We start from the raw sequence: 14,909 nt of genomic DNA, 5'->3' as shown, positions 1-14,909 counted from the left end.
TGACTTTACGCTCTTTCTTTTCATTTCACTGCCGGAAGCTGAACTTCAAGCAGAGCCATCGCCTCTTCTTTTTCCCGGCTGGTGACATGGGTGTAGACCGTTGTTGTCTGGATCGAAGCATGTCCCAGCAGCTCCTGTACCGTTCGCAAATCAGCCCCGCGCCGAAGCATCATCGTCGCAAACGAGTGACGTAGCTTATGGCTGGAGTAGCTTTGTCGCTCGTGAGCCGGCGCTTCCTGCTGGAAGCGTTCGAAGGTTTCTGTGGAGATCAGCTGAATGCTGCGGATGGACAGACGTTTTCCTTTTTGCGATATAAACAGAGCCTCCTCCTTCTCGCCGCGCCACGGCTTCAGCCGTTCCTGAAGAGACTGGGTTAATACGTCTGCTACAGTTTCTGGCACAGGGATGGAACGCCATTTTCGTCCCTTACCAAATACATCGAGCGTACGCCGCTCCGGATTATAATCTTTGCAGTTCAGCGCATGCACCTCGCCAACCCGCAGCCCCATATAACCCATTAGCAAAAAAACTGCCAAATTACGTGTACGGTACTTGCCCTCTACAGAAGCCAGAAAACGAGTCAATCCGCCTTCATCCAGGAAAACGGGAGCCCGATTTTTCTCGGTTTTGGACTTTTTGATGCCCGCTGCCGGATTATTCGTGAATACTTCCAGTTCGATGAGGGACTTGTAAAAGCAGTTGACTGCCGCATGTTTACGATTCCGGGTAGCATCACTCACGCCACGCTCCCGTGCGCGGGAGAGATACGAAAGCACATGCAGCTTTTTCACTTGCTCCAGCGATTTGCCTTGAATGGAAATGAGGAATTCCATCACATCACCTGTGTATGATTTAACCGTATGGCCAGTATAACCGGCATCCTTCATCCAGATATGAAATGCCTCCAGTTCGTCAGCGTACTGCTCCTGAATCTCGTCGTTCATCATCTGCTTGTCACCTCCATCGATATTTCCTGCACCTTTAAGCCATTGGAAAATCAATCTCTTCCACAATCACAACATTCGCCATAAGCATGATCATGTCCGGTTTACCCTCGCTACGTGTGAGTACAAAGGTTGGAATCGGATTTTCATGCAGCCCATTCACCGATTCGGCAATCTGCACATACAGATCCAGATGAAGCGTCTCTCCTTCTCCCGAAAGCTCCACGACAGGCCACTCTTTGCGAATACAGTTTGCCCAGAAAGCCAGTTCATTCGCTGGAATAATACTTAAACGCTGCACTTCGGGATCGATGTAATATATCCCTTGTCTTGCAGGCTCTTCCCCTAACTTGTCCCACGCAAGCACTTGAGCTGCCTGCTCGTTTGGTGGACAGTATAGCGAATAACACCATGGCGTAATCCCCCATACAATAGCCATAAGTCCTTCTTCCAGCAATGGATCGAGCCGTCCTTCAGTAAAATGTTCCAATAAATTATGATTACCTGGCCCGAACATCTCCTCTACTCGTCCAGGGAGTCGTTCCAGATCAGCAAGAATAAAACCCCTTCTGCCATAGGAATCAAACACATGATGATTTCGTGTCCATACTGCGGCAGATGAAGAAGCCAATTGTGAAACTTCTGCTGGAAACAGCATGATATGTAGTGTATTCACTTGTGCGTATTTCACCATCGCCAGCTGCTCGGGTTCTAATGGACCTTCAGCGATTCGAGGTGTTTTTCGGTGTAGCGCAATACGAACCTCATAATCTCCTGGTATATAAGGTCCGAGATCAAGTGTAATCGGGTAGTCTACGCCCTGAATAGACGCAATGCTTATGCTGCTAGTGTCTGTTAGAGAGATTGCATATTGTACATAGGACAGCTCAGGTCCATAGAGAACACTGGCCTCCTCACGCTGCAGCGGATTTTGAAATAGCTGTGCAATGACAGATACCTTGCGACCATCTTCGAGATGTGACCGCGGATCGATATCCAGTAGCAATTCATCTGCTTGATCCCCATGCGATATGATTAGCTTCGCCTCGGTGAGAACGGATGAATCCGAGAGTGCAAATGCAAAATGGGATGAGTGCTCATTTATATTATTATGTAATGGTATATTCATAAAGTAACCCCTCTCTTCTTCTGGTGGCAGATCATACCCACCAAATATATTTCATATTTGGCTCAGCCGCAACCCCTCCCAATCCAGAACACAAAAATCCCCGCTCACCTTCGTCCAGCGAAAGTAAACAGGGATTGGGCAGATTGCATCTTACAATAGTACCTATTACAGTAGTAGCTATAACTGACTATCGAGAAATTACTTTCTTCTAAGCGGATTCAGATGACTATGGTGACGTCCATAGGCAAAATAAATCATTAATCCGATAATCAGCCAGCCAAAAAACGTAATCCAGGTTAATGCTGCAAGGCGGGTCATCAAATATACACAACCGATCGCGCTCAGAATGGGAATGAACGGTACGAACGGAACCCGGAAGCCGCGTTTGAGATCTGGGTTATTTCTGCGCAGCACGATAATGCCCAGACTCACGACAGCAAAAGCAAATAACGTTCCGATATTCGTGAGCTCAGCCAAATGTCCGAGAGAGATAAACCCGGAAAACAAGGCTACGATCATACCTGCCAGCCAGCTTCCGACCGCCGGAGTCTGGCTTTTGCCGCTAACTTTAGAGAATACGGGAGATAACAGACCATCACGAGACATCGAGTAGAGCAAACGTGTCTGACCATACATCATGACGAGCAATACCGTCGTAATGCCTGTAATTGCTCCAAGAGATACGATCCAGGACAAACCATTCAAGTTCACAAATTCAAAAGCAAAGGCTACCGGATCACTTACATTTAACATGCTAAACGGCACAATGCCCGTGAGGATAAGAGACACCACGATATACAGGATCGTGCACACAGCAAGCGACGCAATAATACCGATCGGCAGATCCCGTTGTGGGCGTTTCACCTCTTCCGCTGCTGTAGAAACTGCGTCAAAGCCGATATAAGCAAAAAATACGGTAGCGGCACCAGCCGTCACCCCCGAAAAGCCAAATGGCAGGAAAGGATGCCAGTTCGCTGGCTGCACGTAAAACACACCGACACCAATGAAGATCAGCACCACAATAATTTTAATGCCTACCATAATCCCGTTCGCACGTGCGGCTTCCTTTACGCCACGAGTGAGCAGAAACGTAATAATCAGAGTAATTACAGCCGCAGTAATGTCAAAATATGTGCCCTTCTCCGGATTAAATGCACTAGTTAAAGCATGAGGCAGCTCCAGTCCGAACCCGGACAATAACGTTTGAAAATATCCCGACCAGCCACTTGCTACCGCCGCACTGGCAAAACCATACTCCAGAATCAGGTCCCACCCCAAAATCCACGCAATCACTTCACCAAATGCAGTATAGCTGTACGTATATGCACTACCCGATGCCGGAATTGTAGAAGCAAATTCAGAATAACACAAGGCGGCAAACGCACAGATGATACCAGCCAGCAGGAAGGATAACACCAGCCCGGGTCCGGCGTACTTGGCTGCCGCCACACCTGTCAGCACAAAGATTCCTGTGCCAATGATGGCTCCAACTCCAAGCGTTGTCAAATCCAGAGGTCCAAGGGCCCTCTTCAATGCACCGCCCTCGTTGCCTTCACTGGCAATCGGTTTTTTACGGAATAATAAGCTGAATTTTTCATTTGTGCGCATAGGCATGTTCCTTTCATGATGAATCTGGAATGTGTTATGTGTTATCGCATAATACGATGGAGCATGGTATGGTTTCATCTCATCTGTTCTACGAAAAACTCATTTGTTCTATCTTATCGGTCATCTATAAAAACCTATCGAATTCTACACGTTATCGCGTTGAATGATTAAAATTATTTTGGATAACAGCTTATTTTGGCCTTTTTCCACGAAATTTATCATGATCTGTTGCCTGCGCCTTAGAATGAAAATCGCTTTAAATAAAAACTGCGTATAATTTATATTATGCGCAGTTTTTTTAGGGATTTTTGAACGGATAAACGTTTATCTACCCATTGTTATCTGCACTTATAGAAATGGAGGACTTTTTCGTCTTTTTCCGCTGTCACTTCGCGCCAAAATCCGTCTAAAGGCCACACGTCCATCCGGCTTACTATCTGCAATGGTTGATTTACATATGCTTGAATATAAAAAAAACCGCTAAAATTAGCGGCTTCATTCCATCGGTTGTTATTTAATCCTAACCCAGATCTTCTCCATTGGACTCGATCACCTTTTTATACCAATAGAAACTGTTCTTTTTACTTCTCTTCAACGTCCCTTTTCCTTCGTTATCCTTATCTACGTAAATGAATCCGTAGCGCTTAGCCATCTCGCCAGTAGATGCACTTACAATATCAATACAGCCCCATGCCGTATAACCGATCAGATTAACCCCATCACGAACCGCTTCTTTCATTTGTTCGATATGAGCGCGCAAAAATTCAATTCGGTACGTATCGTTAACGGTGCCATCCTCTTCAACGACATCTACCGCTCCAAGACCATTCTCTACGACCATCATCGGAATGCGATACCGATCGTATACGTGGTTCAAAATATACCGGAGTCCAACCGGATCAATCTGCCAGCCCCAGTCCGTCGCCTTCAAATACGGATTTTTGAATCCGCCAAAAACGTTGCCTTGGGTCTCATCGCCCTCTGGTCGGGTACCCACCACATGAGATTTGTAGTAGCTGAAGCTATAGAAATCAACACAACCTTGTTTTAAAATCTGCTCATCGTCATCGGCCATTTGAATGAGAATATTTTTCTCTTCAAAATACCTCTTGGCAAAGTCAGGATATTCTCCTCTGACTTGTACGTCGCTGCTCATCATGTTGTTGATTTGATCCATTCTTAGCGCTTGTAACATATCCTCCGGTCTGCACGTGCTTCCGTAGCCATGACTGTAATTGATCATACAGCCAAGCTTGAAGTCCGGATTGATCTCATGTGCAAGCTTGACAGCTTTGGCACTCGCCACAAATTGATGGTGCAGCGCTTGAAATCTTAACTGGGTGCTGTCTACTGCTGTATTGTTAAATACGCCGCCTCTTTTATCAACGAGAAGTGCTCCTGCCAGATAGGCACCTGCTGGAACAATCAGGCTATTGATCTCGTTAAATGTAATCCAATATTTCACTACATCTTTGTAACGATTGAAAATAGCTTCGCAATACCGAACGTAACAATCGATCATCTCTCTGGAAGCCCAAGCGTTGAATTTATCCGTTAAAGCAAATGGTGCTTCATAATGGGAGATGGTAACAATCGGTTCAATATTGTACTTTTTCAACTCATTAAATACATTGTCGTAGAATTGAAGCCCCGCTTCATTCGGGGTTGCATCGTCTCCGTTAGGGAAAATTCTGGACCATGCGATAGACATCCGAAAGCTTTTGAAACCCATCTCTGCAAACAAACGAATATCTTCCTTGTAATGATGGTAACCATCTACCGCTTCATGAGAAGGATAATGAACTCCCTCTTCAGTCGTTACGGTAATGCGACGGGGAACCGTATGGGTTCCGCCTGTCATCATATCAGCTGTACTAGCCTTTTTACCATCAAGGTTCCAGGCACCCTCATATTGATTCGCCGCTGTTGCACCGCCCCACATAAATGAATCCGGGAAACCCTTAATATTATTCATGAACCATTCCTCCTTAATTAATCTTTAAATAATCTTGATCAGTCTTTCACCAATCGTAATCGAAGCTTTGTCCGTACTGATTACATCTAGAAAATCATCCGAATTCGTTACAATAATCGGTGTAGTCAGATCAAAGCCTTTCGACGCGATCGCATCCGTATCGAATTCAATGAGTAAATCTCCAGCTTTCACGGCATCCCCTTCCTGGACATGAACCTTGAAATGCTCCCCTTTCAGCTTCACCGTATTCATGCCAATGTGAACGAGAAGCTCCGCACCATGATTCGTGCTGATTCCAATTGCATGAGAGGTAGGAAATACAGCAGATACAACTCCATCAGCAGGAGCAACGAGTTTTCCAACCTCGGGTTTAATGGCAACTCCTTTTCCCATCGCCCCCGATGCAAAAGCTTCATCTTTTATCGTGGATAACTCTAAAACTTTCCCTGTTAACGGTGCAGTAAGAACGTGTTCCGAAACGTCGGCAACCGTCACACGATTCGTTGAAGAAGACTTTTCTTGTGTATTTTGATTCTTTCCATCCTCAGGTACATCTTCAAATCCCAGGATCAGAGTAATGATGAATGTAACTACAAATGCAATCACACAACCAATTGCCGCATGAACCAGGTTCCATGGATGATCCGTGATAAATGCTGGCAGCGTAGCTATACCTGCAATACCTAAAGCCGATCGAGCTACACCGAACAATCCGACATATATACCCGCTACAATCCCACCAATGACAACAGCAATCAGTGGTTTTTTCAAACGTAAATTGACACCAAACAAAGCGGGCTCGGTAATTCCGAGCAGTGCAGTTACACTGGTAGAATAGGCGACCTGTTTAAAAGCTTTATTTTTAGTTCGTAAAGCGACTGCCAGAGCAGCTGCACCTTGAGATATATTGTGTACAAGCATACCTGGACCAACAATGCTATCCGTCTTTGTCTGTGCATAGGCCGTGAGCACAACAGGTCCCAAACTATAATGCATACCCGTCATAATCAGGAATGGGAATGCGCCGCCGATAATACCGGACACTAACCATCCTGCATGTGTATTGACAAATGAAACAGCTGACGCAAGGTAGTTACCCGCAATTGCACCGATCGGTCCGAGTACAATCAGCGTAAGTGGAGCCATCACAAGAATCACGATTAATGGTTTAAGAATGGATTTAATAACCGATGGAGAATATTTCTCGGCAAAGCGTTCCACATACGACAAGATCCATACCGCTAAAATAATCGGGATAACCGACGAAGTGTACGTCGCCGGAGTGACAGGCAGCCCTAAAAACGAAACGGGCTTACCAGCAGTCATCAAAGCTGCAAAGGTGGGATGCAACAGAACACCAGCAATGGTTAATGCAAAGCCCACATTAGCTTTCAGCTTAACGGCCGCACTCCAGGCAAGCAGCATCGGCAAGAAGTAATACGCCGCATCACCGATAAAGGTCATAATCGTATTGAATTGTCCTTCCAGATCAACGAGATCAAACGTTTTTAAAATTAGAAGAACGGCTTTGATCATCGCACAACCAATCATGGCTGGCAGAATGGGTGTAAAGATTCCGGAGATGGTGTCCAGAAGCGTCGTTAGTTTCCCTTTTTTCACAGACGGAGCATCATTATCTTTTGCGAAGTTCCCCAGCTGTGTCAATGCTTTATACACATTATTTACCTCGTTACCGATAATGACCTGATACTGCCCACCACTGCTGGCAACACCCACAACACCTTGTACATTTTTTAACGCTTCATCATTCGCGACTTTCTCGTCCTTCAGATTAAATCGCAGTCTCGTAGCACAATGCGTTACACTGTCTACGTTTTTTTCTCCACCGACCAGTTTTAAAATCTCGGCGGCTGTGCTTTCATGTTTCATGTACTGCTCCCCCTTAAATATTTTTGGTATAAAAAAAGACCTAGAATTCTATCGAATATAGATAAGCTCTATACACGATGGAACTCTAGGTCTTGCCTGCCTCACCAGTAACAATCCTAGTATAGTCATTATAGTGGGCTGATGAATCAATCCTTCTCTTCATCAATAACCCTTTTGATATGAACTGTTAAATATACCAACTCATCTTCGGTTAACTCTTTTCCATAGTCTACTCGAATCAGCTGTGCAATGCGGAGACTGCATTGATATTCTTGCGAATACTTCTCTTTAATGATATGAAGAAAATCACTATCTCCACTTTTCACAACCGTATTATTAAACAAGCGATAGGCGAAAAATTTCAAATGAGTAACAAGTCTGGAATAATGAAGCGAGCTTTCATTAAAATGAATATTAAACTGATATCGAATAATATTCAAGACTTTATGAATAAACTGCGTAATCTTCATCGTTTCTTCCATTTCAGATCCCAGCTCTGCATTAACAATATGAAGTGCAATGAATCCGGCCTCATCTTCGGGCAATGTGATATTAAATTCCTCGTTAATCATATCCCGAGCTTTCATAGCTACACGGAATTCATTGGAGTAAAACGCTTTAATTTCAGACAACAAAGCATTATTGAAGTTCATGCCCTGCTTATAACGTGCCACGGCAAAATTAATATGATCGGTTAGCGTCAGGTATATATTTTCATTGAGTTCCTTGTTTAAGGACTGCTTGGCGTATTGAATAATGCTGTCCGACACACGAATATATTCCATTGGGATTTGCGCCAGCAGGGCATATAATTTGCCTGATACGTTTTTGGACTTCAGAAAAAATTCCTTTTCAATTTTAACGGTGTCCACATCGTCTCCCTTTTTCTTCTGAAAGCCAATGCCACTGCCTAAAAGCATCATCTCCTGGCGCCTATCATTAACCGCACAGACGACGTTATTGTTAATAATTCGTGTGATCTTCATCGGAATCTCCTTTTAAAATGAAACGTTAACAGAATTTAGCAACAAAAAAAAGACCATTAATTATGCACACATGAAAAAATATAGCTCTGCATGTTTGCATTATCAATCGGTCTTGCCTGCTGATCAGTAACAATCCTGATTATATTCATTATTAACTTATATCGCTATCTTAGTGGAAAGCGTTCTATTTGTCAACATAGCTTGCTCCACCCCCAATTAAGTGGTGAAAACAATGTACGAATAATTGATCAGAGAAGAAAGATAAGATGAGAAAGAGCCGCTTTGTAAAAACGGCCCTTTTGCTTAATTTTATGTCAGTTCTTTTATGAAAAAACAACCCGGTCCGCATCGGACATCCGATACTGCGTCAACAAATATTCCTTACTCTGCATCGCTTTGCTACGAATGGCATCCAGATCCACATGCAGCAGCTTGCCACCCCGCTTCACCGGTTTTCCAGCAACAAAGACCGTATCCACATTGGACGGATTCGCAAATTGCACAACAGCACCAATCGGATCATGCACAGGGAACAGGTTCAGGTCCGTCGTACGAATCATGATCAAATCCGCTTCCTTGCCCGGTGTTAGTGAACCAGTTTTCTGCTCCAGCCCTAACGCCTGAGCACCCGCCGTAGTTGCAAAGCGCAGCACCTGACTTGCTTGCAGACTTAATTCCCCTGGCATTTCTCCCTGCGCCAGCAGTGACTCATTGGTTCTGGAACGTTCTGCTTGCAGCGCAAACTTCATCTGTGAGAACATATCGCCACCTGTCGAAGTTACCACATCGACCCCAAGGGTTGGTGTACCGCCATGTTCGATAAAATAGCCTGTAGCCGGATATCCATGTCCCATCATCATCTCGACTTCAGGGGTAACCGACAAGGAGGCCCCACTGTCTGCAAGCATTTTAAATTCATCCATGCCCATTGTGTTGCCATGAACCACATTGATGCGCGGACTGAGCAGTCCTGCCTCATACATTCGGCTGATCGAACGATCTGCCGACCCCCAGCTGCCAAACCCGACATGCATGGAACAAATTGCATCCAGCTCTTCCGCAAGCCGAATATCCTGCACCGTGGTATCCCAGTGACTGAATTCCGGGCCGCGGATGGCGAGACCATAGGTGAGCAGCTGATCTTTGGAGGAAAAATGACGCTCTTTCACCGCTCTGACATTCTCTGGATACGAGAGCTTGCTCTCCCGATTCCAATATTCGGTCTCCCCCGGTACACCATGAGCAAAAACGGCCCGAATGCCTGAATCCTGCAGTCCCCGAATCAATTCATCTGTATGTTCAGGCGAATAGGGCATGCTCCAATCCAGTACTGTAGTGACACCGGCGTTAAGCGCTTCCAACGATCCGAGCAAATTGGCAATGTAGCTGTCCTGCGGTCGAAGCTTGCTTCCCATTGCGCCGTAGTACAGATTCTGCAAATACACGGGCAGTGACCAGTTCGTTCCAGCTGTCTTGACAAGCGATTCCCACATATGGCGATGTGTATCCACCAGTCCAGGCATAATGATCATGTCTGACGCATCAATCACCTCAACCTCGGGCCCTGATACCTCCAGATCAGGCTGAATTGCTGCAATGACAGAATCCTGAATAAGCACATCCGCCCTGTTATACTGACCAATACGAGCATCCATCGATAATACACAACCGTTTTTCAAAAGATAACCTGTCCCCATGAGACATCTCTCCCATCATACTGGTTTGTAAAATGATCTGACATAGTGGCTTGTGAAATGATCTGATTCACATTGCTTCATTTCTTTTTGCTTATGACTATATTTTCGCTAGTATATAACCATTATATATCAAGTGTTAATATTTATCAATTCTGGTATAGCTCACTTTTACTCTGTTGCTGTTTACTGATCGTACAAGGTTAAACTAAAAGGTTAAATTTCATTTTTTTTCTCACCAGGTTCCTTACTCGTTGCCTGTTTACGTTTAGCCCGAAACCGTCTAACCTTCATGAGATTACCGCACATTTTGTCATCACAATATTTCTGTGTTCTGCTCCGGGTATCATCATAGAAGATCCAGCGGCAATCCGGATTGTCACAGCTTCGAATGCGCTGTCCTTCTCCCTTTAATAATGTCATGGCAAAATCAGCGGCCACTTCTGCGATTACCTGCTGCCAATGAGCATGCATCGGAACCAGTACAACATCCAGTCCTTTTTCTTGTAAGATCAGTTTTCTGGTTACCCCGCCTGCCTGCATACAGTCATTTAACCAGGTTTGATCCTTATCCGTTAACAGATCTCCAGCAGACATGCGAATAGCCAGGGACTGTAACTCATCTCTAAAACTTCTCATCGTCGATTCCTCCGCACTCGAGGCGGGTACCGTTGCTTCTAATTGCCAACGATTCAAAAAATCCTGCTGCCAGCTTGCTTTCCCCAGCCTGTCTTCTGATCGGTCCCCACCACGCCAGTCATGATAATCGCTGTTCACAAAATCGGTCCATAATCTGTCCATGTATACCTCCGCCTGTGTAACTATCTAAAATCATAAAAGATGGTTACAAATCTTCGAATTGTGGTATATTTATTGTAACCATTTCAGTCTTCGTTAGCTAGTTACATCCAGCAAGACATAAGAGTGAAATGAGTCCATACGAGAGGAATGAAACCAAAGATGAAGTCAGCGACAACGGCATTAGATGTGCTGCTTATTCAAAAAGAAGATACCTGGGATCAATGCAACTGGATTGTTACATTGTCGAAGGCACTTGAGGGCCTTACCGCAGAGCAAGCAGCTTGGGTTCCCCCTTCAGGAGGATTAAGCATATGGCAGCTGGTGAATCATATGTATTATTACAACCAACGGATCTTGGATCGTCTTCAGGATAAAACTCCATCTGTGTCTGCTGCCGATTCAAACGTAGCTACATTTGGTATTTCCGGTGATCCATTGAACGAAGCCGGTTGGAGCAAGCTGATGGAGCAAACTACTAAACTGGCTGAGCAGTTGCGCGATACCCTTGCTACCTTGCAGGAAGCTAAACTCGAAGAAGCTTATATGGATTCCGAACAAAACTGGGCTCACACCCTTGCCCGGTGGGTTCTGCACGATGCTTATCATGCAGGGCAAATTGTGCAGTTACGCAGACAACAGGGCTGCTGGAGTATTGTTTTCTAAAAAAACACTTGAACTGCTAGCGCTTTCAGGAATAAGATGAACTTCATAAGGTTACAACTTGTTCAATATACTAATGAATTGAATAGGATCTTCGGGGTAGGGTGCAATTCCCAACCGGCGGTGATGTTCTTATTTGATAGAACCAGCCCGCGACTCGCTGTTTGTGCTTGTGATGACTTCCAGCGACTGACTTGGTGAGACTCCAAGGCCGACGGTACAGTCCGGATGAGAGAAGATCAACACAATGACAGGCCTGTTTCGGGAGTCTTTTTCCCTGACGTCTTGTCTTTGAATGATCCCCCGTTTATTTGGCGTACGCCAAGACGGGGGATTTTGTCGATTTTGCCAACTGAAGATTCCGTGTTCTGACGAAGGAGTCCTGAATATGGAAAACACATCAACTGCATCAACGTTTTATCGCAAGGAACGAAGCAACACCGGCTTTTGGCTTGTCGTACTGGGGGCGGCTCTCTGGGGTGTAGACCCGTTATTCCGTATCCTTTTGCTTGAAACGATGACCTCTACACAGATTGTGCTCGTAGAACACATTATCGTGAGTCTGGTTGCACTTCCGGTACTATGGAAATTCCGCGATGATCTGAAGCAGCTGCGCGCACGTCACTGGATCGCTGTTATTTTTATCTCCTGGGGTGGCTCGGCACTCGCAACGGTATTGTTTACTTTGGCTCTGACTCATAACGATCCCAACACCGTATTGTTATTGCAAAAAATGCAGCCACTCTTTGCGATTGTACTCGCCAAAGTGTTATTGAAAGAAACATTGCCGCGTCATTTCGGCGGCCTGTTCATTATTGCGCTTGCAGGAACATACCTACTCACATTCGGATTTACCTTGCCATTGGGCAATTGGGATAACTGGATTCATGCAGGCAGCCTGCTCTCTCTGGGTGCGGCAGCGTTATGGGGCGGTTCAACCGTCATGGGTCGTCTGATGCTGGGGCAAGCTCGATATGAAACAGTGACCGCCCTTCGTTTTGTCGTTGCACTTCCACTCCTGATCTTTATGACCTGGAATGAAGGCGCACCGTGGACACTACCAGCCGGTGCTGGTGCACAAACTGCTGTTATTCTGAATATTCTCGGTCAGGCTTTGTTGCCCGGTTTGCTTAGTCTGCTTCTATATTACAAAGGCTTGTCATCAACCAAAGCGTCTGTTGCAACACTTGCAGAACTTAGTTTCCCTATGGCTGGTGTGCTTGTGAACTGGATTGCTTTCCGTACACTGGTAACATGGGAACAATTAATCGGCTTTATCCTGATCTGGATTGCCCTGTTTGCCATCTCCAAACAGCGTGAACGTTCAGTGCCGATTGCTGATGCTGCACCAAAATTACGTACGGAGTAACCTGCACAACAACAGAGATACCGAAAATCGGATTTACATCTCTCAAGCAGATCTTGCCGCATAGGGCTAAACGCAAAGAATACAATTCAACGAAAGCACGGCTTCGCCTTCAAGGGGAGCCGTGCTTTTTCTATCGTTACAGCTTGTTTTGTCTTTTGTCCTTTGGGGTGGTACGATGAGATATGGCACACGAAGATTTCGTGTACCTTGGTATAATACATGATCAAGGATTAGAGAGGAACGATAACCCATGTCTTCATTCACATATACTGCTTACGATGCTATCGGGCTGGCTGAATTGATCCGCTCCCGGCAGGTATCTCCCGTGGAAATGCTCGAAGCCGCCTTCGCACGTCTGGAGGAAGTTAACCCGCAGCTGAATGCGGTCATTCGTACATATGAGACCCGTGCCCGGCAGGAAGCCGGTGCAGTTCGGCCGGGGGAACAGCCCTTTGCCGGTGTACCCTTGCTGTTAAAAGACATCTCTCAAGCGCTGGAAGGTGAGATTCTCACCTCTGGTTCACATCTGTTCAGCGAGCATCGCGCCAAGCGGAGCTCCAACTTTGTAACTCGTTTGCAGCAGGCCGGCTTTATTGTTATTGGTCATACCAACACTCCGGAATTCGGGTTGAAAAATATAACAGAGCCTCGGCTGCACGGACCCTCGCGCAATCCGTGGAATGTGAATCATTCACCAGGCGGCTCAAGCGGCGGGGCCGCTGCCGCTGTTGCTTCAGGCATCGTACCTCTTGCCGGTGCAAGCGATGGCGGAGGTTCAATTCGCATTCCGGCTTCGTTCAGCGGTTTGTTCGGACTAAAGCCTACACGCGGACGTACCCCGGTTGGACCGGGTGTGGGGAGACAGTGGCAAGGCGCTTCCATTGATTTTGCATTATCCCGCTCCGTGCGAGACAGTGCCGCCCTGCTGGATACGCTGCAGATCCTTCAGCCGGAGGCTGCATTTCATGCCCCATTATTCCCGGGAAGTTATCTGGCGGATATGAATTATCCGCATCAACGGACTTGGCGAATCGCCTATACAGTGGACTCTCCTGTAGGCACCCCTATCAGCGAAGATGCCAAAGAAGCTGTAATGAAGCTTGTTCGTTTTCTTGAAGCTCAGGGTCATCATGTCGAAGAGAAGCTCAGTCCAGTCAACGGCGTGCGGCTGATGGAGAACTATTATATGATGAACAGCGGCGAGATGGCGGCAATGATCTCGTCTATGGAACATAGCATAGGCCGTACACTTACTGCCGAGGATATGGAGATAGAATCCTGGGTACTGGCCGAAGCAGGTAAAAAAGTGTCTGCTGCCGAATTCGTACATAGCCTGGCAGAATGGGACGTAGCTGCTGCGCAGATGTCCACGCTGTTTGAACGGTATGACTTTTACATCTCCCCTGTTAATGCATTTGCCGCTCCACGGGTTGGAGAACTAACACCTCATGCAGAGCGCATTCAGCAATTAATGGCTGTCAGTGATCTCGACAAAACAGCACAGCAAGAGCTGATCTATGATATGTTCGAGCCAAGTCTTACTTACACCCCGTTCACGCAGCTCGCGAATTTAACAGGGCAGCCCGCCATAAGTCTTCCACTGCATTTAACTGCAGAAGGGCTGCCGATGGGCGTTCAAGTTATGGCGACCAAAGGCCGTGAAGACTGGTTATTACATCTGGCCCGACAGCTGGAGACATCGGAACTGTGGATTGGAATGAAGGGAAATCCGATGTTTCCTGGCTCAAGCAATACTTAAAACTTGGACAAATCCCGATCAAGCCAGCAGATTCTGCTGGCTTTTTGGCCTCTCCTTTTGAAACTCGCTCGGCGGCTCTTAGGCTCAGAAAACG

Annotated in this window: 11 protein-coding genes and 1 riboswitch; of the genes, 3 read left to right on the top strand and 8 right to left on the bottom strand. The window is 46.1% G+C overall.

Features of this window, described 5'->3' with window-relative positions:
* Positions 1–20: 20 nt before the first annotated feature.
* From IEW26_RS06740 to IEW26_RS06705, 8 genes are all read right to left on the bottom strand, one after another.
* Positions 21–947 (bottom strand): tyrosine-type recombinase/integrase, encoded by a 927-nt coding sequence (locus tag IEW26_RS06740; RefSeq protein WP_188591792.1) that lies wholly within the window; start codon positions 945–947, stop codon positions 21–23.
* Positions 948–981: 34 nt separating this feature from the next.
* Positions 982–2,073, bottom strand: a complete 1,092-nt coding sequence (locus IEW26_RS06735; protein ID WP_188591791.1) for a hypothetical protein — start codon at positions 2,071–2,073, stop codon at positions 982–984.
* 198 nt (positions 2,074–2,271) lie between these two features.
* Entirely contained in the window at positions 2,272–3,681 is a 1,410-nt protein-coding gene (bcaP, locus tag IEW26_RS06730; RefSeq protein WP_188591790.1) for a branched-chain amino acid transporter BcaP, read from the bottom strand.
* A gap of 520 nt (positions 3,682–4,201) precedes the next feature.
* On the bottom strand, positions 4,202–5,656 hold the full coding sequence (locus tag IEW26_RS06725; RefSeq protein ID WP_188591789.1) for a glycoside hydrolase family 1 protein: 1,455 nt from the start codon (positions 5,654–5,656) through the stop codon (positions 4,202–4,204).
* A 24-nt stretch (positions 5,657–5,680) separates the two neighbouring features.
* Positions 5,681–7,546, bottom strand: coding sequence for a beta-glucoside-specific PTS transporter subunit IIABC (locus IEW26_RS06720; RefSeq protein ID WP_145401912.1), 1,866 nt, complete (start codon positions 7,544–7,546; stop codon positions 5,681–5,683).
* Between the two features lie 146 nt (positions 7,547–7,692).
* Positions 7,693–8,532 (bottom strand): BglG family transcription antiterminator LicT, encoded by an 840-nt coding sequence (gene licT / locus IEW26_RS06715; RefSeq protein WP_145401911.1) that lies wholly within the window; start codon positions 8,530–8,532, stop codon positions 7,693–7,695.
* 323 nt (positions 8,533–8,855) lie between these two features.
* Entirely contained in the window at positions 8,856–10,229 is a 1,374-nt protein-coding gene (locus IEW26_RS06710; RefSeq protein ID WP_111271949.1) for an amidohydrolase family protein, read from the bottom strand.
* Between the two features lie 213 nt (positions 10,230–10,442).
* A complete protein-coding gene (locus IEW26_RS06705; RefSeq protein WP_145401909.1) occupies positions 10,443–11,027 on the bottom strand; it encodes a CGNR zinc finger domain-containing protein in 585 nt (194 codons plus the stop codon).
* A gap of 159 nt (positions 11,028–11,186) precedes the next feature.
* Between IEW26_RS06705 and IEW26_RS06700 the strand changes: the two genes are divergently transcribed.
* The 3 genes from IEW26_RS06700 (at position 11,187) to IEW26_RS06690 (ending at position 14,815) form a co-directional block, all read left to right on the top strand.
* Positions 11,187–11,690, top strand: coding sequence for a DinB family protein (locus tag IEW26_RS06700; protein ID WP_188592367.1), 504 nt, complete (start codon positions 11,187–11,189; stop codon positions 11,688–11,690).
* Between the two features lie 83 nt (positions 11,691–11,773).
* Positions 11,774–11,931, top strand: a riboswitch (FMN riboswitch).
* Positions 11,932–12,075: 144 nt separating this feature from the next.
* Positions 12,076–13,056, top strand: coding sequence for a DMT family transporter (locus IEW26_RS06695; protein ID WP_145401907.1), 981 nt, complete (start codon positions 12,076–12,078; stop codon positions 13,054–13,056).
* Between the two features lie 250 nt (positions 13,057–13,306).
* The gene (locus tag IEW26_RS06690) at positions 13,307–14,815 is read left to right on the top strand and encodes an amidase (RefSeq protein ID WP_188591788.1); all 1,509 of its coding nucleotides are present in this window, start codon (positions 13,307–13,309) and stop codon (positions 14,813–14,815) included.
* Positions 14,816–14,909: the final 94 nt, after the last annotated feature.

This window comes from Paenibacillus silvae (genome assembly GCF_014639235.1).
GTDB lineage: Bacteria > Bacillota > Bacilli > Paenibacillales > Paenibacillaceae > Paenibacillus > Paenibacillus silvae.
The sequence above is the reverse complement of the archived record's forward strand: the minus strand, read 5'-3'. Positions and strand labels throughout refer to the sequence as shown.